At 50.2% G+C, this 21,461-nt stretch carries 18 protein-coding genes and 2 pseudogenes; 2 read left to right on the forward strand and 18 right to left on the reverse strand.

Annotation, left to right across the window (positions count from 1 at the left end):
• Positions 1 to 355: 355 nt before the first annotated feature.
• The 9 genes from EJO50_RS10060 to EJO50_RS10100 all read right to left on the reverse strand — a co-directional run bounded on the left by EJO50_RS10060 (position 356) and on the right by EJO50_RS10100 (position 11,828).
• Entirely contained in the window at positions 356 to 1,765 is a 1,410-nt protein-coding gene (locus EJO50_RS10060; RefSeq protein ID WP_125973819.1) for an aldehyde dehydrogenase family protein, read from the reverse strand.
• A gap of 177 nt (positions 1,766 to 1,942) precedes the next feature.
• On the reverse strand, positions 1,943 to 2,854 hold the full coding sequence (hemF, locus tag EJO50_RS10065; protein ID WP_125973821.1) for an oxygen-dependent coproporphyrinogen oxidase: 912 nt from the start codon (positions 2,852 to 2,854) through the stop codon (positions 1,943 to 1,945).
• Between the two features lie 74 nt (positions 2,855 to 2,928).
• Positions 2,929 to 3,309, reverse strand: a complete 381-nt coding sequence (gene panD, locus EJO50_RS10070; RefSeq protein ID WP_125973823.1) for an aspartate 1-decarboxylase — start codon at positions 3,307 to 3,309, stop codon at positions 2,929 to 2,931.
• Positions 3,310 to 3,459: 150 nt separating this feature from the next.
• Positions 3,460 to 4,011 carry a hypothetical protein gene (locus tag EJO50_RS10075; protein ID WP_125973825.1) on the reverse strand — a complete coding sequence of 184 codons (552 nt, stop codon included), beginning with the start codon at positions 4,009 to 4,011 and terminating at the stop codon, positions 3,460 to 3,462.
• 98 nt (positions 4,012 to 4,109) lie between these two features.
• Positions 4,110 to 5,957 (reverse strand): ribonuclease catalytic domain-containing protein, encoded by a 1,848-nt coding sequence (locus tag EJO50_RS10080; RefSeq protein WP_125973827.1) that lies wholly within the window; start codon positions 5,955 to 5,957, stop codon positions 4,110 to 4,112.
• Positions 5,958 to 6,201: 244 nt separating this feature from the next.
• Entirely contained in the window at positions 6,202 to 7,284 is a 1,083-nt protein-coding gene (gene prfA / locus EJO50_RS10085; protein ID WP_125973829.1) for a peptide chain release factor 1, read from the reverse strand.
• Positions 7,285 to 7,529: 245 nt separating this feature from the next.
• Entirely contained in the window at positions 7,530 to 8,777 is a 1,248-nt protein-coding gene (hemA, locus tag EJO50_RS10090; RefSeq protein ID WP_125973831.1) for a glutamyl-tRNA reductase, read from the reverse strand.
• A 155-nt stretch (positions 8,778 to 8,932) separates the two neighbouring features.
• Positions 8,933 to 10,501, reverse strand: a complete 1,569-nt coding sequence (locus tag EJO50_RS10095; protein WP_125973833.1) for a cyclic-di-GMP receptor FimW-related protein — start codon at positions 10,499 to 10,501, stop codon at positions 8,933 to 8,935.
• Positions 10,485 to 11,828, reverse strand: coding sequence for an adenosylmethionine--8-amino-7-oxononanoate transaminase (locus EJO50_RS10100; RefSeq protein ID WP_125973835.1), 1,344 nt, complete (start codon positions 11,826 to 11,828; stop codon positions 10,485 to 10,487). Before EJO50_RS10100 ends, EJO50_RS10095 begins: the two co-directional genes overlap by 17 nt.
• Positions 11,829 to 12,885: 1,057 nt before the next feature.
• On the opposite strand from EJO50_RS10100, the gene groES reads away from it, so the two are divergent.
• Together groES and groL are read left to right on the forward strand one after the other, a co-directional pair.
• On the forward strand, positions 12,886 to 13,176 hold the full coding sequence (gene groES / locus EJO50_RS10105; RefSeq protein ID WP_046350280.1) for a co-chaperone GroES: 291 nt from the start codon (positions 12,886 to 12,888) through the stop codon (positions 13,174 to 13,176).
• 59 nt (positions 13,177 to 13,235) lie between these two features.
• On the forward strand, positions 13,236 to 14,879 hold the full coding sequence (gene groL, locus EJO50_RS10110; RefSeq protein ID WP_125973837.1) for a chaperonin GroEL: 1,644 nt from the start codon (positions 13,236 to 13,238) through the stop codon (positions 14,877 to 14,879).
• A gap of 96 nt (positions 14,880 to 14,975) precedes the next feature.
• On the opposite strand, the gene EJO50_RS10115 is transcribed toward groL, so the two are convergent.
• The 9 genes and pseudogenes from EJO50_RS10115 to EJO50_RS10150 all read right to left on the reverse strand — a co-directional run bounded on the left by EJO50_RS10115 (position 14,976) and on the right by EJO50_RS10150 (position 21,295).
• Positions 14,976 to 15,452: an acyl-CoA thioesterase gene (locus EJO50_RS10115; RefSeq protein WP_125973839.1), complete on the reverse strand. Its 477-nt coding sequence runs from the start codon at positions 15,450 to 15,452 to the stop codon at positions 14,976 to 14,978.
• A 219-nt stretch (positions 15,453 to 15,671) separates the two neighbouring features.
• Positions 15,672 to 16,058: pseudogene (locus tag EJO50_RS17755) on the reverse strand (integrase core domain-containing protein); the annotation flags it as partial.
• Positions 16,059 to 16,202: 144 nt separating this feature from the next.
• A complete protein-coding gene (locus EJO50_RS17760; RefSeq protein WP_373280510.1) occupies positions 16,203 to 16,313 on the reverse strand; it encodes a hypothetical protein in 111 nt (36 codons plus the stop codon).
• 161 nt (positions 16,314 to 16,474) lie between these two features.
• Positions 16,475 to 16,942, reverse strand: a complete 468-nt coding sequence (locus EJO50_RS10125; protein WP_125973841.1) for a hypothetical protein — start codon at positions 16,940 to 16,942, stop codon at positions 16,475 to 16,477.
• 207 nt (positions 16,943 to 17,149) lie between these two features.
• The gene (gene lipA, locus EJO50_RS10130) at positions 17,150 to 18,118 is read right to left on the reverse strand and encodes a lipoyl synthase (protein ID WP_125973843.1); all 969 of its coding nucleotides are present in this window, start codon (positions 18,116 to 18,118) and stop codon (positions 17,150 to 17,152) included.
• Between the two features lie 54 nt (positions 18,119 to 18,172).
• Entirely contained in the window at positions 18,173 to 18,793 is a 621-nt protein-coding gene (gene lipB / locus EJO50_RS10135) for a lipoyl(octanoyl) transferase LipB (protein WP_206434515.1), read from the reverse strand.
• A 30-nt stretch (positions 18,794 to 18,823) separates the two neighbouring features.
• Positions 18,824 to 19,111, reverse strand: a complete 288-nt coding sequence (locus tag EJO50_RS10140) for a YbeD family protein (RefSeq protein WP_125973847.1) — start codon at positions 19,109 to 19,111, stop codon at positions 18,824 to 18,826.
• 15 nt (positions 19,112 to 19,126) lie between these two features.
• A pseudogene (locus EJO50_RS10145) lies at positions 19,127 to 20,001 on the reverse strand (D-amino acid aminotransferase).
• Positions 20,002 to 20,149: 148 nt separating this feature from the next.
• Positions 20,150 to 21,295, reverse strand: coding sequence for a D-alanyl-D-alanine carboxypeptidase family protein (locus EJO50_RS10150; RefSeq protein WP_125973849.1), 1,146 nt, complete (start codon positions 21,293 to 21,295; stop codon positions 20,150 to 20,152).
• Positions 21,296 to 21,461: the final 166 nt, after the last annotated feature.

The following is a 21,461-nucleotide window of genomic DNA, read 5'->3' on the forward strand; positions in this document are numbered from 1 at the left end:
GGGAAAGCAGAAATTTTCGGCGAAATGGCCTTGATTCTATATGCCAAACCCAAAAGGGAGCAATGTTTTCAGTCAGGAAATCCCTTATATGCACATATCAAATCAATAAGGGTTTTTAATTAGCCACTTACTGACTACCTACAAAAGTAAAGAACAAGAGCAAAGAAAGAAAAATAATAATATTATTATTTTAGCTGCAAGAAATACCTGGGTAAAAGAGAGGGCACGAACTAAAACACGGCTCGCTAGAACAAATTTTGATGTATTCCCCGATAGCGCTAATAGCCGATTCACTTTGCATATTACGGGTGATGAACCGGCCCGTTTTTCAAACACTCCAGATAAAATACCTTAATTAAAAAGCGGAAATATCCCCAGATGTGAGATGCTTCAGATGAAATGACTTCGGCCGCGTTAAATAATCGTACCCCAGCACGGATAAAGTCGCCCCCCGCCCGGTTTGTTTAATACCAGTCCAGGGCAGGGCCGGGTCTAGATAATCACAGCGATTCATAAAGAAGGTGCCGCACTCCAGCTGATCGGCAAGGCTCAATGCGACGTTTTCGTCGCGGCTGAATACGGCGGAAGTCAGGCCGTAAGGGCTATCGTTCATCAAGCGAACCGCTTCTTCGTCATTTTTCACAGGCATAATGCCCACCACGGGACCAAAGCATTCATCGGCCATCAGCTGCATCTGGTGATTCACACCGGTAAAGATCCTCGGCGCCAGATAGGCACCCTTACCATCATCCAGCGCAAAGCGGCGGGTATCAACGATCTGGCTGGCACCTTTGGCCAACGCATCGGCCTCTGCCGCTCGCACCGCATTGGCGGCAGCAACCCGCACGACGGGGCCCAGAGTGGTAGCCGCATCCAGCGGGTTACCCAAAACATATTGCTCGGTTAAAGCAAGAGCACGACCAACAAACTCCTGGTACACCGACTGGTGCACATAGATACGCTGCGTGCCGCAGCAGCTTTGCCCGGAGTTAAAAAATGCACCATCAACCAGCGTATCGACAGCGTGGGCCAGATCGGCATCACTGCGTACCAGCGCGGCATCATTGCCCCCCAGCTCCAGGCCCACGCCAATAAATCGCCCTGCCGCAGCTTGCTCTACAGCGATACCACCTGCTACCGAGCCGGTAAAGCAAACATGTTTGATTTCTTTAGCCTGAATCAGCTTTTGCGTGCTGGCGTGATCGGTGTGCAAGTACTGGAATACGCCTGCAGGCAGGCCTGCAGCCACAAAGGCAGCGTGGATTTGCTCGGCACAAAGCGGCGTTTGAGCCGAGTGTTTTAAGATCACCGCATTGCCCGCCATCAGTGCCGGGATAATCGCATTCACAGCGGTCAACAGCGGGTAATTCCACGGCGCCACCACCAGCACTACGCCCAGCGCTTCGCGGCGGATAAAGCGATTAAAACCCTCAATCGGCGTGGGATGGATGTCGGCCAGTGCCTCGGGTGCAATCGCCATCATATGCCGCGCCCGGGTATCAAAGCCGGCCACTTCATTGGGTGAATAACGAATCGGTCGGCCAATCTGGCGGGTGATGGCCTCGGCAATCGCCTCTTTATTGGCAGAAAAAGCATCCACCGCACGGCTCAGCACGGCCATACGCTCGAGCAGAGAAACCTGCCGCCAATCCCGCTGGGCAAGCCTGGCTCGATGCAAAGTGGCGGCAATATGGTGCTCATCGGCATAAGCCCGCCGGGCCACTTCGCTACCGTCAATAGGACTAATCGTGATCAGCTCAGGCATGGCGACTCCAGATAGGTGAAATGATTTTTAAAAAGATCTTTTAAAAACTCTGCAGACACAGCGAACACAGCAAAACTTCACACAAAACCCGTATCCTGAAACACTGGGGCCCAAAGAAAATGAAACGAGCCAAAGATCAAAATACTTAAACAGCAAACAGGGCACCTGCAGTATAGGTCAGCCGCCCATCACACCCAGCCAATCTCTGCCACATAAAAAGTCGCTATATAAACGCGCTTCGGGCGTGCCTGCTTCAGGGTGGTAATCGTAGCGCCAGTTCACTACCGGTGGCATGGACATCAGGATAGATTCGGTGCGCCCGCCAGATTGCAAGCCAAACAGCGTACCGCGATCAAAGACCAGGTTAAATTCTACATAGCGGCCACGGCGAAACGCTTGCCAATCGCGCTCGCGCTGACCATATTCAGCATCCTCGTGGCGCTCCACAATCGGTGTATAAGCTGGCAAGAAGGCGTTACCCACGCTTTGCGTCATGGCAAAGCTGGCTTCAAAACTGGTGGCGTTGTAGTCGTCAAAGAAAATACCGCCGATACCGCGCGGCTCGTTGCGATGCTTTAAGTGGAAATAGCGATCACACCAGGCTTTGAATTCCGGGTAAAGTGCTGCACCAAAAGGATCAAGCGCGTCTTTACAGGCCTGATGAAAATGCACCGCATCCGCTTCCTGTCCATAATAGGGAGTGAGATCCATGCCGCCGCCAAACCACCACACATCCTGCTCGCCCTCTTTATATGCACGGAACAGGCGCACATTCATATGCACGGTGGGGATATACGGATTACGCGGATGCAAGACCAGCGACACACCCATCGCTTCAAATGCCCTCCCTGCCAATTCTGGCCGACCGGCACTAGCCGATGGCGGCAGGGCCTCACCCATCACATGGGAGAAATTCACCCCGCCGCGCTCAAACAGATTGCCGCCTTCAATCACCCGCGTCATACCACCACCACCGCCTGCTTTTTCCCACTGATCGGTGTGAAAAGTCGATCCATCCAGCTGCTCAAGAGTGGCGACAATATTTTGCTGCAGGTTTAAAAGATAATCTTTAACGGCTATTGAGTTCATTAAAAATCCTAATAAATGAAAAAGGCTGCCGAAAGAGGCAGCCTTTAATGGGGTAATTTACAGCAAGACGTTCATTAAGCCGCCTGCACAGGAGCGTGATGCTTAATTTCCTTAATGCGATTATCTGCATCCACAAACACCAGAGCGGGGTGGAAAGCCGCGATTTCTGCTTCTTCAAAATTAGCAAAAGTCGCGATAATCAGCAGATCACCCACCGCAGCACGACGCGCTGCCGAGCCATTTACCGAAATAATTCCCGAACCGCGCTCAGCCTTAATAGCATAGGTGGAGAAACGCTCGCCGTTATCCACATTCCAGATATGAATCTGTTCATGTTCAAGGATATTAGCGGCTTCAAGCAGATTTTCATCGATAGCGCACGAGCCTTCGTAATGCAGCTCGGAGTGCGTGGTAGTACAGCGATGAATTTTCGATTTAAGCAGAGAACGTTGCATGGGGTTTCTCCAGCCCGTTTCTGGGCAAGGCTATTTCAGAAGGGATCAGATTATAATCCCAGAAGCAAGGATTGGACAGGGCAAATACATGATAGATGCGCCTCTTTAACACGGTGCAGCCAAGCTATATATGGTCCGATAGCAGCCCTGTCAGCCCCGGTAAATAAAGCAGCCGTCCAGCAGAAACTCACCTGCAGCAACCTGAGCATCTGGCGATACACGATCAAAGTTAAGCTGCTGACCATCCACAACCACCCAAGCTGGAATCGGCTTTTGCTGATAACTGCCGATCACTTCATCTGCACGCTGGATATTTGCCGGAGTTTTTACCACAGACGGGGCAGAGCTTGCTGGCTGCACAGCAGCCTCAATCTCCCTAGGTGCTGCTGCAGCTTCAATTTCAGCGGCTTGCAGCGGCAGATTGCGCAGGTACAAATTAAATGCAAATTGCGGCAAAATCAGGCGACGAACTTTTTTCTCATCATCAATGATGCAGCACACGCCGAATTCTGTTTCGCACTTAGGGCAGTGCGCCTTGGCAGCAATGGCAATATGGTTCTCCACCAAACGCGCGATGCCAAACATATCATTGGCCTGCAGCATTTCCCCACAGCTCACGCAGGGCTTAGAGAATTGGCGAACCTGCGAACCATTTTTAAACTTCAAAGGCAGGCACTGCTTAAGGCGTTGATTGGGTAGCATTTATAATCATCATTGTTTGTTAAATAATAGGGGGAGTTGCAATTGGGGAGTGGTTTATTGGAGAGTAAAACCTCCCGACACTCCCGACTCCCAGCCTCTTAAATCGTCGCCATACGCGTTTCAAGCAGCAGCTCAAGTAAATCAATCTTCATGACTTGCAGACTGACCGTGGTACCGGCAGGTAGTTCCGGAATACCTGCACGTATTACCAGAGGCATGCCATCCACGCGCACTAAATTCTCTTTTATCACCACCGCAGTAATTTCACGTTTGTTTTCCTGCTGCAGGTAACGCAAACACCAGTACCTTTCCATCTTATCTTGTAATTCAGCGTAAGCGGCGTAGGCAGTATCGAAACTTCCGATAATCGAATACAGCTCGGCGTCATTCTTTTGAAAGCGCGGCTTGGTGTTGCCAATCAGCGCCAGTAACTGCAGCTGGTTCACGTAATCCACCGCCCGGCGCAGTGGTGAAGAAGCCCAGGAATAGCATTCCACGCCCAGACCAATATGCGGGCCAGCCTGCGTGGTTAAACGCACACGGCCGCCATTCTGGCCGCGATAAATCCCCGCCACCTGGCCCTGCATCAAATCTTTGCCCCAGGTGCTATTGGCCAGAATCATCAACTCGGCCACCAGTTTATCCATCGGTGCGCCCCGTTTGCGCGGCACAATACGCACGCGTTTTTCACCATCAACCTGGTCGATATAGAAGCTGTAATCAATTTTAAGCGGTGCAGTCGGATCCGCCTTGCCACGGCGGCCTTCCAGCGCACCGGCAAAGTGCCACAAAAAAGTGATTTCTTCTTTCCACGGAAAATCAGGCGTACCCTCAATTCCTGCGGTGTTTTCGTTAAACACCGGCTCCAGCTGCTCGTGACGCAAGTTGGCAGCAATTGGCACCCTTTCCACAATACTGCGATGCGAAAGCACATCAAAGCCCAACGACAGCTCCAAATACATACTCAGCGCCGGGCAGGTTTTACCCTCTTGCAGGGTAAAAACTTCCACCACATCATTTGGCAGCATGGTGATCTTGTCACCGGGCATATACACGGTAGAGAGGCGATCCAGAATAATTTTATCAACGTCAGATCCGGCGGCAATCCCCAGAGCAGGTGCAGCAATATGAATCCCCACCTGCCAATTGCCATTGGGCAAACGCTTCAGGCTGAAAGCATCATCAATTTCGGTGGTGGTGGAATCGTCAATGCTAAAGGCCTGTACGTCGGCCAACGGCAAATCACCCGGGCACGTAATCGGCTCGGTCGGTGCAAAACCACGGCCCTTAGGGAAGGATTCGGCCAGAAAACCATCAAGCAGATAATCGCCCACATCAGGAATTGCGCCGATTTTTTCCATCAAACGCAGAGCAGACATCTGCATGGCATCCGCAGCAGCAGCCAGCGTTTTCCACTCAAGGCTATTTTTATCAGGGCGGTGCAGTAGTTTACTGGCTAAGGGGATAAATGACTCGGGCAAAGCGCCAGCTTGCAGCTCGGCTTGCCAGATTGCCATTTGCTCGGCTTCTTTTTTCTTTTTTTCGAGGCCAGCCAAAGCAGCTTTCAGATTTTCCTCAGGTGCAGCCTTGTAATGGCCGCGGCCTTTGCGGTAGAAATACATCGGCGCGCCATGCAAACGGATCAGTGCCGCAGCCTGTTGCTGTACCGAAGGATTAGCACCAAAGTATTCGGCGGCAATCGTGTTAAACGCAAATTCGTCCGTGCCACAGCATTCCCACAGAAAATCGACATCAATTTCATCTGCCGCAGCTTGCGCCGCTTTCAGGAAGTCATCAAGGCTGATACGCTCAAAGCGCAGCAGCACATTAGCTGCTTTTACCTTAAAACGTTTACCACGCGCATCTTCAAGCATCAGGCTTGCCGCCTGCTCTTCCTTGATCGTGGCTACCTTGAAATTACCATCTTCCTCAAAAAAAACATTCATTCTCAAGCCGCCAGCATTCATTTATTGATTTAGCCGGCCATTATAACAAGGTCCGCCCTATGCCGCTTGCTGGTAATAAACCAAGCCAGCCTTCATCAAACCCAAATATTGAACCACGGAGGTCACTGAGGACACAGAGTTTCACGGAGAAAACCTAGTTTTTATTATGTTTTTCTCCGTGTTCTCCTTTTTCTCTGTGGTTTAAGATTTGGGTTTTGTTATGCTACACCTTGCCCTTACCTCCTTACTCTGTCCCGCCCAATTGCGCCAGCAGCTCGGTTTGGTGCTCGTTGACCAGGGCTTGGGTCAGGTCGTTCATATCGCCATCCATGATGTAATCCAGCTTATACAGCGTGAGATTAATCCGGTGATCGGTCATGCGGCCCTGCGGGAAGTTGTAGGTGCGGATGCGCTCGGACCTGTCGCCGGAGCCCACCAGCGATTTACGCTGCGCGGCTTCTACGGCATGGCGTTCGCGGTCTTGTACGTCTTTAATGCGGGCGGCCAGCACCGATAAGGCGCGGGCTTTATTTTTGTGCTGGCTTCGGTCGTCCTGGCATTCCACCACAATACCGCTTGGAATATGCGTTACCCGCACAGCCGAATCAGTTTTGTTAATGTGCTGACCACCGGCACCGCTGGCGCGGAAGGTGTCGATGCGCAAATCGGCAGGGTTAATGGTGATTTCTTCTGCTTCGTCTGCCTCAGCCATCACCGCTACCGTACACGCCGAGGTATGAATTCTGCCCTGCGTTTCGGTAGCTGGCACACGCTGCACCCGGTGCGCACCAGATTCAAATTTTAGCCATGAATACGCACCAAAACCCACAATACGGGCAATGATTTCGCGATAGCCGCCCAGATCAGATTCACTGGCTGAAACCACTTCTACCTGCCAGCGATTACGCTCGGCAAAGCGGCTGTACATGCGGAATAAATCACCGGCAAACAAGGCCGCTTCGTCACCACCGGTACCGGCGCGGATTTCTAAAAATATATTGCGCTCGTCGTTAGGATCTTTTGGCAGCAGCGCTTTTTGCAGCTCGATTTCCAAGGCTTCGATACGTACTTTGCCTTCTTTGATTTCTTCTTCGGCCATATCCTTCATATCAGGATCGCTGAGCATTTCAGTAGCGTCCGTCATATCGGCTTCAATCTGGGTAAAACGATGATAAAGAGCCACCACAGGTTCTAATTCGGCACGCTCTTTGGTGAGCTTGCGATAGCTAGTCATATCACGAGTCGCCTCTTCGGTAGCCAGTAAGGCATCGACTTCTTCAAGACGATCAGCAAGTTGCGCCAATTTGGCAGCAATAGAAGGTTTCATTTCAGTTCCAGAGTGTATGTATTTGGCCTGCGAGATTATTCAGAGTGCTAAACCTTAAACCACAGAGTGAAACGAGGACACAGAGTTCCACAGAGAAAACCATCAAATTATTGCTTTTCTCTGTGAAGCTCTGTGCTCTCTGTGTGCTCTGTGGTTCGAGATTTTGCTTCCTCAGTTTTAAGCTGAAGCATCTTAATAATCAGGTTGTTTTAATAATTAATATCTAGGACTAGCTAGCAGCGCAGCTACTCGTGCAGGCGGTAGAGACGGCGCACGGTGGCGAGGGTGTTTTCCTGCTCTTCCGGCAAGACATTATTTAAGGCAGCGAGTGGGGCGTGCATAAATTTATTGGCCATTTGGCGTGAGAATTCTGCCAGCACGGCTTCAGCGTTTTCGCCTGCGGCCAGTTTCTTTTGCGCTTTTTCCAGCTCATGCCGGGCGATACGGTCGGCATAATCTTTTAACTCTCTGATGGTCGGCACCAGCGCACGGCTGGATACCCAGCGATGAAAATCATCCACGCGTGTAGCGATAATCACTTCGGCCGATTCAACTTCACCCGCCCGGGATTCCTGCCCCTGACGCACCACTTCGGCCAAGTCATCCAAGGTGTAAAGGTAGACATCAGATAAATCGCCCACCTCGCCTTCGATATCACGCGGCACGGCTAAATCCACCATAAACATCGGTCGGTGCTTACGTTCTTTCAGCGCCCGCTCAACCATACCCTTGCCCACGATGGGCAGCGGCGCTGCAGTTGATGTAACCACGATGTCAAATTCAGCAAGGCGGGATGGCAAATCAGATAATAAAATCGCTTCGCCGCCAAATTTTTTGGCCAGCATTTCGCCGCGTTCTATGGTGCGATTGGCCACGGTAATTTGCTTGGGGCCACGGGCGTGAAAGTGCGTGGCGCAGAGCTCGATCATTTCTCCTGCGCCAATAAAAAGCACCTTACAGGATGCCACTGAGGGGAATAATCGCTCAGCCAGGCGTACCGATGCGGCAGCCATGGATACGGATGCGGCCCCAATCCGTGTTTGGGTTCTGACTTCTTTAGCCACCGAAAAAGCACGCTGAAACACACCATTGAGCAGCACGCCCATCGTGCCTGCATCCCTGGCAAAACGCTCGGCGTCTTTGAGCTGACCTAAAATCTGTGTTTCGCCCAGCACCATGGAGTCCAGGCCACTGGCAACCCTGAATGCGTGGCTGGCGGCATCGCCACCATTGAGCAAATACAGATGCGGCTCGATATCTTCTACGCGATGCCCACGCGTGCTTGCCAGCCAGGCCAGAACCTGTTGCGGTTCTCTGGCATTACAGTAAAGCTCGGTGCGATTACAGGTCGAAACAATCGCCGCTTCCGACACACCATGCTCAGCACTTAACATGGCTAAAGCGGTAGGCACTTCTGCCGGAGTAAACGCGAGCCTCTCCCTGACTGCAACGGGGGCAGTGTGGTAATTAACGCCAAGGACAAGCAGATTCATAGGGATTCATCGAAGGCAGGCGGAAGAAAACTGCCCATTTTACCCTGAAACGGTAAGCAGCTCACAGAGATCTCGCTAATACCACTTGGAATAGAAGTTTAGTGAAAGGGTTTGGGTACAAAATTCATCAAAACAGCAGCCCCCGTGGCCACGTATTACAAAGGTATTTCCTCTGTTTTTTGGTACTCGAATAAGTCATAACCCATTTGTTGTTCGACTAATTTTCCGACCCGAATCATCACCTCACCATTGGCAGTAAGCAAAGATAATTCACGCAAGCTGATATAAGTGCCCTTAGGCGCCGCCAGCATGGGGGCTTGTTTAAGCGCAGGAATTTCAGGCATTAATAATGCAGGCTGATACTGCTCGCCTTTGTGGCCGATCGTGGGACGAAACATCACGGCAGAAGCCCTGACAGTGATAATTTGCAAGCCAATTTCCAGGCACTGCTTATCCATTTGTTGCAGCCAGCGCACAGACGCCACCATCCAGTGCTTGTGGCCCTGAGCGCGCAGGGCAACAATTTCACCGGCCCTTACCCGCTCAGCCGGCATATTTTCAGAAACCAGAGCGTAGCCGCCCGGGCTTTCATTAATCACTTTCCAATGCGTGATTGGTAAAGTGTCATGAAGTTCTTCAACCGCTTCAATAGCGTCTTCAAATATATTTTCCGGCTCTAATAAGCCATGGCCATCATTCACACAAAGCACTGCAGCCCTTAGACCCAGGCACAGATCAACGGGTGTATGTGAAGCAATTCTCTGGAAAGTGCGCTTTGTAGCAATCGTCCACTGCCGCGATACACGGCGCAAGATTTCGATCCACATCAGCACTTTGCCGCGGTCCTGAGCCAAAGGGGCCTTCGCTTCCAAAACGGCTAAGGATTTATGCAAATGCCGAACCAGCTCTGATGTGTCAAGCAACACGCCGCCACCTAAATACCCATCCAAAGAGCGGGATCCAAGATACTGAGGAGGCTTATCTTCATCCAGACTCACCAAAAAGAAGCCTGCCGCATTGCCAAGCTGAGAAATGGGCTGAAAATGCGCATAACCAGCATAGTTTTCAACGATTTCAAATACTTTATCCAGCTCAGCCCCGGCAAAGCGCTGCGGCTCAGCCAGCGCCAGCAGCAAAATATACTTATAGGTACGGGCAACCCCGGGTGAGTGTTCTGCGGAAGTCTGATCAATTAAATGGGCCTCAATCGCATACCTGAATAATTGATGGGCCTCCAGCCAGATGCCTTCCGGCACTGCCGAATAAACACGGCAACTCAACTGAAACAGGCTATAAAACTGCGACATTATTTTTTGAATTAATGCCGGAACAACCTTGTTGTTTCCAAATGAAAGCCGCTTATCCAAACGATCTGTCAGAGCAATCTTGTAACCATCGGCCAGCTCCAGACAAAACCGTCTGGCCAGAAGAGCTGCGGCCTGTGCCTGCTCTTTTAGGGGCAAGCCCGGCACGCGATAAAGCACAGCCAGCTCAATTGCCAGCGATTCCTGAATTACAGCATATTCATCAAGTAATTTAATTCGATCATCTGCATTAATTTTCACACGGTTACATGCAGCCAGTGCATCGCATAACTGCCGCCCGGCCAACAGAGGATTAGCCACAGGCAAGGCAATCAGCCATTCTCTTAGACGCTTTGGGTTAGTTTCAACGCTCGCAACAAGATTCGGCTCGAAAGGCGGTAATTTAAGCGACAACGGCATCAACAAACTCCGATATAACATTTTCTACTGCATCCAAAGCTGCCAGTGTTCCTGACAATAAGTGTCTGACTTCTGCATCAGTCAGGCAATAAGGCGGCATAAAGTAAACGGTATTGCCGATCGGCCTAAGCAAGAGTTCCTGTTCCAGAGCTGCGATAAAAAAACGCTGTGCAAAGCCAGGGGCCACCCCCACCACATCAAAAGCCCAGATCATCCCGGTACGCCGATAATTTCTAACTTTAGGATGTAAAGCCAGCGTAGCAAACACCATATCCCAGCGTAACGCTTTTTCAGCGTTTTTTGCGATTACATCATCATTTTCAAAAATATCCAGAACAGCCAAAGCGGCTGCGCAAGCCAATGGATTACCGGTATAAGAATGCGAGTGTAAAAATGCCCTGCTAATATCATCATGATAAAAAGCGGCATAAATTTCATCACGGCTCAGCACCACGGCCAAAGGCAAAAAGCCGCCGGTAATTCCCTTGGAAAGACATAAAAAATCTGGTTTTATATTTGCCTGCTCATAAGCAAACATAGACCCTGTACGCCCAAAACCCACGGCAATTTCGTCACAAACCAAATGAATCTGATAGCGATCACATAAGAGCCGCGCTTTTTGCAGATAGCTCAGATCATACATAGCCATTCCTGCTGCGCCTTGCACCAAAGGCTCAAGAATCAGCGCAGCAATATCCTGGTGATGCTTCTCCAGCGTAGCGACCAAAGCATCAATTGCCCGCTCAGCTACATCTGACGCCGTTTCTGCTGCCAACGCTTGACGTGTATCAGGATTCATTACACAGAAATTATCTCTGACCAAAGGGGCGTAGGCATCACGAAAAACAGGCACATCAGTTACCGACAAAGCACCCGCCGTTTCTCCGTGATAACTGTTTTCTAGATAGATGAAGCGATTTTTTTGCGCTTGCCCCTGATTACGCCAGTAATGCACCGACATTTTTAGTGCAACTTCTATCGCAGATGCGCCATCCGAGCCATAAAAAGCATGGCCCAAGCCGCTTAGCTTTGCCAAACGCTCGGATAACTCCACCACAGGCTGATGGGTAAAACCCGCCAGCATCACATGCTCCAGAGTATCCATTTGCAGGCTAATCGCAGCCTTAATTCTAGGCTCTCCATGGCCAAATAAATTAACCCACCAGCTGGAAACCGCATCCAGGTAACGTTTTCCATCCGCTTCATATAGCCATGTGCCTTGCGCGCGAGCAATCGGGATCAAGGGAAAGCTTTCATGCCGCTTCATTTGCGTACAGGGATGCCACACTGCCGCCAGGCTTCGTGCCAGTAAATTAATGTTTTTCATATCAAAATATAAAGCTTCAAATAAGCTCTAGCAAAATCCACTTTAAAACTCATGAGGGATATCCGCAGGAAAGGCAAACGGTTAGGGCTCTGCTGACGTTTGATTCACAATTGCACAGGCCGGAAAAATAACCAAGCACAAAGCCTAAATTGAGCATGATCGCTAAGGCGCATCATAAGAGTGGCCAGCGTAACCATAAATCAAATCTCTACAAACACTAGCCCAGCCCAATCAAATTAATGCTTTTGTTTTAAAATAATTTGAAAATACTAAATAACCAACCAAGTAGCACCCTAGCCGCACGCTACTCCAGGTAAGACTGGTAAAAAAAATAACGAAGAATATTAGTCGCCAATCTTACACAATTCCAAGAAACAGCATCAAAAAACCTTACCTTAAAACTTAATTTTACAATCCCCAAAAAGCCGGAAAGCCGCAACAATAAGCCACCTGGATAACAACAAAGCTCGCCTTTACGCGAAAGTAACTCAACATCGCATCACTAAAAAACCCCCATATCATCATTAAGTAGTAATAAATACCACGCTGGCTAAAACCATAGCTGCACAGATCATCCAAAGATTTGATGTGAATCAAACGTCAACAGGCCTGCCGGATCAAAATGCCATAGCAGAAACACTTCTAAGCTAACACTAGCGGATGAATTATCCATATCGAGCACCGCAAACATGCCGGTTTAAGCCGAACAAATTAAGACTGAATAAAAAACCACCTGTATAGCGGTATTTCCCGGGCAATATGTTTATTATGGCCACATAAGCAGCTTTCTACCCTCGAAAGCCAAGCCCCAACAGAGCAGCCTATCTATATTAACGATGCCTGGAACAAGCCCGCCTCAGTCGTTCAATACAAGAGACTAAACCGCCAATATCCATCCTATTTTTCCTGCAAAAAAATTTCCCGTTTCCCCCTCTTGAAAAAAACCTGCCTCGCCCATACCATTTAGCACTCGTTAGCAGTGAGTGCTAACAACGATCGAACAGGCCGTCTGGCCAAGTATTTGAATGCCACTTTTTTTATCTGGAGAGTGAAAACCATGAAAATTCGTCCTTTGCATGACCGTGTAGTAATCAAACGCGTTGAAGCTGAAGAAAAAACTGCATCTGGCATCGTGTTGCCAGGTAACGCTGCTGAAAAGCCGGATATGGGCGAAGTGGTTGCCGTCGGTAACGGTAAGATTTTAGAAAATGGTTCTGTACGCCCAATGGCTGTTAAAGCAGGCGACAAGGTGATCTTTGGTAAGTACAGCGGCCAAACCGTAAAAGTAGATGGCGACGAACTGCTTGTAATGCGTGAAGAAGACATCATGGGCGTGATCGAAGGCTAAGCCTGATCCGTCAACGCCGGGCCCCCGGTACGATTTCAAACTATTTCGGAGTACACAACATGGCAGCAAAAGAAGTTAAATTTGGTGATTCCGCCCGCGCCCGTATGGTAGCTGGCGTCAATGTTCTGGCTGATGCAGTAAAAGTAACTCTGGGCCCTAAGGGCCGTAACGTAGTACTGGAACGCAGCTACGGCGCGCCTACCATCACCAAAGACGGTGTATCGGTAGCCAAAGAAATCGAGCTGAAAGATAAGTTCGAAAACATGGGCGCGCAGATGGTAAAAGAAGTTGCATCCAAGACTTCTGATATCGCCGGTGACGGTACAACAACGGCCACCGTGCTGGCTCAGGCCATCGTGCAAGAAGGCATGAAATACGTTGCTGCCGGCATGAACCCGATGGATCTGAAGCGCGGTATCGACAAGGCAGTCATTGCCCTGGTCGGCGAGCTGAAGAACATTGCCAAGCCTTGCTCCACCACTAAAGAAATCGCTCAGGTTGGCTCTATCTCTGCCAACAGCGATGAAGTCATTGGCGAAAAAATCGCTGCTGCGATGGAAAAAGTAGGCAAAGAAGGTGTGATTACCGTTGAAGACGGTAGCGGCCTGGAAGATGAGCTGGATGTAGTTGAAGGTATGCAGTTTGACCGCGGCTACCTCTCTCCTTACTTTATCAACAACCCGGAAAAGCAAATCGCCCTGCTGGACAATCCGTTTGTACTGCTTTTCGACAAGAAAATCAGCAACATCCGTGATCTCTTGCCAGTACTGGAGCAAGTAGCAAAAGCGGGCCGTCCGCTGTTGATTATTGCTGAAGATGTAGATGGCGAAGCGCTGGCTACCCTGGTTGTAAACAACATCCGCGGCATTCTGAAAACAGTTTCGGTTAAAGCGCCTGGCTTTGGCGATCGCCGTAAAGCCATGCTGGAAGATATCGCCACCCTGACTGGCGCAACCGTAATTGCTGAAGAAGTAGGCCTAACCTTAGAAAAAGCCACACTGGCTGAACTGGGCTCTGCCAAGCGTATCGAAGTATCCAAAGAAAACACCATCATCATCGATGGCGCGGGTAATGAAGAATCTATCAAAACACGCGTTGGCCTGATCCGTAAGCAAATCGAAGACGCAACCAGCGATTACGATCGTGAAAAACTGCAAGAACGCGTAGCCAAACTGGCTGGCGGCGTTGCAGTGATCAAAGTTGGTGCTGCCACCGAAGTTGAAATGAAAGAAAAGAAAGCCCGTGTTGAAGACGCACTGCACGCAACCCGCGCAGCTGTGGAAGAAGGCATTGTGGCTGGTGGTGGTGTAGCTCTGCTGCGCGCACGCTCTGCCATTATCGACCTGAAAGGCTCAAATGTTGATCAGGATGCGGGTATCAAGATCGTACTGAAAGCCATCGAAGCGCCACTGCGTCAGATCGTGCAAAACGCGGGTGACGAGCCTAGCGTTGTGGTTTCCAAAGTATTGGAAGGCAAAGGTAACTTCGGTTACAACGCCGGTACCGGCGTTTACGGCGACATGGTAGAAATGGGCGTTCTGGACCCGGCTAAAGTAACCCGCTCGGCACTGCAACACGCAGCATCGATCGCTGGCCTGATGCTGACCACAGATTGCATGATTGCTGAGTTGCCAAAAGAAGAAGGCACAGGCGGCATGCCAGATATGGGCGGCATGGGTGGTATGGGCGGCATGGGTATGTAATTGCAGCAATCGGGCTTGGATTAAAAACCCGGTGACTTGCTTGAAAAAACGCCACTCCCTTGGGAGTGGCGTTTTTTATAACAACTTCAATCGGCACTACCCCTTAAAAGCCATCTTCTCCGCCATCATCAACCGTATATCCCGCCTTGCCTCTGCAGCGACCCAGCGCACTCTTTCATCATCGTTCCCCGGGATTAAAGGCGGAACCTGCACGGATTTACCATCATCGCCCATCGCCACCATCGTAAAATAACAGCTGTTGGTATGGCGCTCGGTATGGGTGCGGATATTTTCTGCCAACACCCGGATGCCTACTTCCATCGAAGTGCGACCGGTGTAGTTGACGCTGGCCAAAAAATACACCAGCTCGCCCACAAAAATGGGCTGTTTAAAAGTAACCTGATCTACCGACAGCGTCACCGCATACGCCCCCGCATAGCGGCTGGCACAGGCATAGGCCACCTGATCCAGCTCTTTTAGCAAAGCACCACCATGCACCTTGCCGGAGAAATTTGCCATATCCGGTGTCATCAGAACGGTCATCATCATTTGGTGCCGGGGAAGGTCTGACATGCTGCATCCTTTATGTATTTTTATTACAGCATAGCGCGAGGGCGGGAAATAAAGTGATTAAATCTACGATTTATGCTGGGATTGATTCATCAATCATCTGACTATAAAAGGCAGTTTGAACACAAAAAAACAGCAAGCCCATCCCCCAAAGCTAGCTTTGGTTGAACGCAGGTGAAGCTTGTGTCAATGACGGACACCATGACATTAAGCGTCAGTTTATTACTTCAGCTCAAATTCTCTTGCGAACACCGCAGGGGCTACATCGTTTAGGCGGGAATGGTGCCGCTGCCAGTTATAAAAAATCTCGATATATTCAGTAATCTCTTCCTGCGCTTCGATGCGCGTTTTGTAACGCCGGTGGTGTACCAATTCATTCTTCAACGTACCCCAGAAGCTTTCCATAGGCGCGTTGTCATAACAACTCCCTTTGCGACTCATTGATAGCCGCAGACCCGCATTGATGGCCTGTTTTTGGTAGCTACGCGCGCAGTACTGACTGCCACGATCAGAATGTAAAATCAGTCCCTTGACTGGGCGCTTATTGGCCAAAGCCAGTGTTAAAGCCGCACTCACCAATTCTTTGGTCATGCGGGAGCCTTGTGCATACCTGGCAAGGCTTCCCTGGCAAAGTACGCGGTGGCTTTTTTAATAAATCACGCTCCATACGCGCCTCTGCCAATTCGCGGCGTAAGCGGGCAATTTCTTGCTCCTGCGTACTAACAGCAGCGCCCCCTAACGGCTCGACAGCCTTTAACTGACCATTTTAGCGAGTCGAACCCAATTGCCCAGAGATTGCTCGGGGATGCTCAATAGCCTCGCGGCTTCAGGCGTGCTATGCCCTTTTTCCAGAACCAGTTTCACAGCTTCGGCACGAAATTCTGCGGTATATTCTGCTCATCACTACCTCCATACACTGACTTTACAGGATTGAAGGTGTCCGTTATTCCCAGCAGGCCTCAGTATTGTTGTTGATTTTTCTTAACGCACATGGGGCTTTAGCAACCCATATCAATTTCCCCCAATCAAAACCAAGCCCCACCATGCGCCCCCAGCACGCCGCCAAATGTAGCAATCAGCCCCAAAGCCAGCAGGGCGTAATGTAAGTTCTGTAGCAGCCGCAATGTGCCCTGCGGATCTTGCTGGGCTCGCCGGTGCAGCCAGCGGTGAATCACAAAAGGCTCCAGCACAAACAGCATCAGGGTAAACACCGCCCAGGTGAGGATCATCGCCCACAACCACCAGCTGTCTAATAAGCGGCTCCAGCTATCCGTCAGCCACAGCATCGCCACACCTGACAACATGGCCAGCTGCGTCATCCACTTGGCCTGATTACCAAAGCGTTGCTCCAAGAGTTCAAAAGTAGCGTAATCCTGCTGATGGCGGCGCAGAGCAGGCAGCAGCACCAGCGTGACAAAAGCCACCCCGCCTATCCATAGCAAAACGGATAACACATGCACAGCGCGAAGCATGGCGTAGCTATTAAGAGTCATGGCGTTTGCCTGAAGCAAAACGCTGATTTTACGCGGCTTTGCTTATAAAGGCCTTGAGTCAGATCGAGAAGCAGACAGATTTATGAATGGACAAGAGCAACTCATCGCTCATTCTGGCAGCTTACACCGCCCTATAGAGATTAAATAATGCTGGCTTAAGGGACAAAAAAATGCCACCTGTGCAGGTGGCAGTCCGGCTGACGAGGATTAAACCCCTGCGCCGTGCGCTTGTTCATCTGCATGGTAGCTCGATCGCACCATCGCCCCCACGGCAGCATGTTTAAAGCCGATCTCGTAAGCGAATTTTTCAAAAGCTTTAAACTGATCCGGGTGCACATAACGCAGCACTGGCAGGTGACCAGTAGCGGTAGGTTGCAGGTATTGGCCGATGGTGATCATGTCTACATCGTGAGCACGCAGATCGTGCATTACCTGAATCACTTCTTCATCGGTTTCACCAAGGCCGACCATAATGCCGGATTTGGTCCGCACATCCGGGTACATGGCTTTAAAGTTTTTCAGCAGATCTAAAGAATGCTGGTAATCCGAGCCAGGGCGCGCTTGCTTATAGAGGCGCGGTGCGGTTTCCAGATTGTGGTTTAAGACATCAGGCAGTGCCTGTTTAAACAGATCCAGCGCAATATCCAGGCGGCCACGGAAATCGGGCACCAGCACTTCAATCTGGGTATTGGGCGATTGCAGGCGCGATTGCATAATGCAATCCACAAAGTGCTGCGCGCCACCATCACGTAAATCATCACGATCTACCGAAGTAATCACTACATATTTAAGCTTCAGCGCGGCAATGGTTTCGCCCAGATGCACCGGCTCTTGCGCATCGAGCGGATTAGGCCGGCCATGACCTACATCGCAAAACGGGCAGCGGCGGGTGCAGATATCACCCATGATCATAAAGGTGGCCGTGCCCTTGCCAAAGCATTCGCCAATATTGGGACAGGCCGCCTCTTCGCAAACCGTATGCAGCTTTTGGTTACGCAGAATTTGTTTGATTTCACCAAAGCGGCCATTTAAAGATGGCGCTTGCACACGAATCCAGTCGGGCTTTTTGATGCGCTCATCCAGCTGCACAATCTTGATCGGGATACGGGCCGTTTTGGCTTCACCCTTGAGCTTTACGCCCACTTCTTTCGATGGCTGTTTGATGTCTTGAGTCATGGCTGATCGCTGGCTGAGTAGGGGAACAGGCTTTAGCAAAGCTTTGCCGCATTTTTAAAGCGCTAATGGCTCTGTTTCTGTTAAGGGTTTGATCTGGCTGGCTATTTTTTCGGCAAGTTTACCGGCAATTGTGACTGATGTCGCATCGCTGACAAAATCACTCAGCTGAGTTACCCGCATACCGGCGTAGCCGCAGGGATTTATCCAGTCAAAGGGTGTTAAATCCATGTTCACATTCAGGGCTAAGCCGTGGTAGCTGCAACCTTTGCGTATCCGTAATCCTAAGGAAGCAATTTTTGCTTCGCCCAATTTGGGATTCACATATACACCGGGTGCATCCACTTTACCGTAAGCTGTGACGCCAAAATCGGCAAGGGTATCTATTACAGATTGCTCTAGTTTTCTGACCAGCTCACGCACACCCAGACCATTTCGGCGTAAATCCAGCAGCACATAGGCCACCACCTGCCCCGGGCCGTGGTAAGTAATCTGCCCTCCTCTGTCGATTTGCACCACAGGGATATTTGTGGCGGCAATCAGATGCTCAGGCTTACCCGCCTGACCCTGGGTATAAACCGGCGGGTGCTCCACCAGCCAGATTTCATCGGGGGTATCGGCACTACGGCCATCTGTGAATGTCTGCATGGCCCGCCAGGTTGGCTCGTATTCCAGCATGCCAAGCTGTTTAATAATGAGCTCCGGCACTCACATCACCATCTTCACGAGCGGATGGGCGCGTAAGGCGGTATCAAGCGCATTCACTTCGTCAGCAGATTGATAAGTGGCCGATAAAGTCACCGAAATAAAGCTGCCGCCACTGCTGGTGCGTACCGAAATCCATTCTTCTTTAAACTCAGTGATATGCAGCACCGCCAGCTCTTTCACTGCGGCATGAAACTCATCATGCGGCACATCTTTATGGCTGATCGCCTTCATTGGCAACTCGGCCGGAAACTCAACTAAATCGGCCAGATTGGGCGCGTCTTGACTCATTATTAATACCCTTTTTTACTCTGCACCGAGGCGCATTGCCCCGTTTTTAAATACTTGAAAATAGCCATACATGGCTTGATACAGCGGCCCCGGCTGCCCTGTGCCCACGCTCTGACCATCTAAGCTCACAACCGCCAGCACTTCTTTGGATGAAGAAGTCAGCCAGATTTCATCAGCAAGCCTGACTGTTGCTTCACTAATCGGGCGAATCTCGAGCGGCATATTATGCTGCCTGGCCAGCTCTATCACCAAATCATAAGTAATACCAGTCAACATTAAATGGCTGGGGGCGGGGCAAGCAGCACGCCCTCTTTCACCACTAAGATGTTGCTGGATGCGCCTTCTATCAAGAGGCCATCCCGAAAAAGAATAGTTTCAGCCACACCAGCATCTACAGCCTGCTGCTTGAGTAAAACATTTGCCAGCAAAGAAATCGCCTTGATATTGCAGCGCTGCCAGCGAATATCATCGCTAGATACCGCCGCCACACCACACTCAACAGCATCTGATGCCGGAGGCAGTAATTCATCGGCAAACATAAACACCGTCGGCTCGGTGTTAACCGGAAAAGCATGATTACGCGGAAAAGCCGGGCCCCGGCTGATTTGCACATAGACGCTTTGATCCGCAAAACTTTGCCGAGCGATCAGCTCTTGAATCAAAGCCGCCCATTGCTCAGCCCCGTAAGGGTTGGGTATATTGATCGCCGCCAGACAGGCCGCCAGGCGGCGCAGATGTTCGGTCAGCCTTAAAGGGCGGCGATCATAAACAGGAATCGCTTCATAGATCCCATCACCAAACAAAAATCCGCGATCCAAAACAGAAATCTGCAAATCGGCCAATGGCGCAAAGCGACCATTTAAAAAACCAACCAGGGGAGGGAAATCCATAAAGCGCTCCTCACTACTCAAAAACCATAAATCCTGAACACGGAAAAAAACGAGTTAAAAAGAGGAGAACCCTCCAGGTTTTCTCCGTGAAACTCCGTATTCTCTGTGTACTCCGTGGTTCAAGGTCTCGGTTTAAAGCCATCCAAGATCAACCAAAAATCGATTTAAACCACAAACGGATTGAATCCCAGGCGCGGCCGAAGATATTTGCTTCGGGTACTTCTTCCAGTGCCACCACCGGCAATTCAACGAGCGGCTTATCGTTTAAGCTCACCATCAATTTACCAACATTCTGGCCTACTTTAATCGGAGCAATCAGTGGCTGGGTGCTGGTAAAAGCCATTTTCAAGTTTTTAGCATCACCACGACCCACAGTGATAAAGCGGTCTTCCAAAAAGCCCACATTGACCTTATCTGATTTACCTTTCCAGACAGCTACGTTCGAAACGGCCTGCTTGGCAGCGTATAGACGAGGTGTTTCCTGAAACTGAATACCCCAGTTCAGCAATTTACTCGATTCGCTCGCGCGAACTTCATCACTGGCAGTGCCGACCACCACCGAGATCAAGCGACGGCCATCGCGCTTGGTTGAAGCGACAAGGTTATACCCAGCGCTGGCGGTATGGCCGGTTTTCATGCCATCCACAAAAGGATCACGGTAGAGCAACAGATTACGGTTAGGCTGCCTGATATTGTTATAAGCGAATTCTTTCATCGAGTAGATAGGATAGAACTCGGGGAAATCATGAATGATGGCAGTAGCAAGCTTGGCTAAATCACCCACAGTCATATAGTGATCAGGATCTGGCAAGCCGGTGCTGTTTTTAAAATTGGTGCCGTTCATGCCAAGGCGTTTGGCTTCTTTAGTCATCAGCTGGGCAAAAACCTCTTCACTGCCGGCAATGGCTTCGGCCAGCGTAACGCAGGCATCGTTACCACTTTGCACGATCATGCCCTTGATCAGATCATCTACCGTGGCCGGTTTTTTAGGATCCAGAAACATGCGCGAGCCTTCGGTGCGCCAGCCTTTATCCGAAACGGTAAGCTGCTGATCCAGCTTTAACTTACCTTCTTTTACAAATTTAAACGTAAGGTAAGCCGTCATCAGTTTGGTTAAAGATGCAGGCTCTACACGCATCTCCGGGTCGCGCCCGGCAAGCTGGATGCCACTTTGATAATCGGTAAGTAAATAAGCTTTTGCCGCAATATCCGGCACGGGCGGTACAAAAGCCTGTGCGGACGTTGCAATTAAAAGAGAAAAAACAACAGCAGGTGTAGCAAGACGAAAGATCATGGCGGGCAATGTAATGGCTTAGAAAATAGGATTATAAAGGCAAGCGGCAGTGCATAACTGCCCGTAAGCAAGAATCAGTTTGTTAATAACAACGATTCCTGTCACGCTAAGACAGCTACATAAATAATTACTTCATTGCAGTCAAAAAACCATAGAAAAGTTAACA

The sequence above is a fragment of the Iodobacter ciconiae genome (genome assembly GCF_003952345.1).
Classification (GTDB): domain Bacteria; phylum Pseudomonadota; class Gammaproteobacteria; order Burkholderiales; family Chitinibacteraceae; genus Iodobacter; species Iodobacter ciconiae.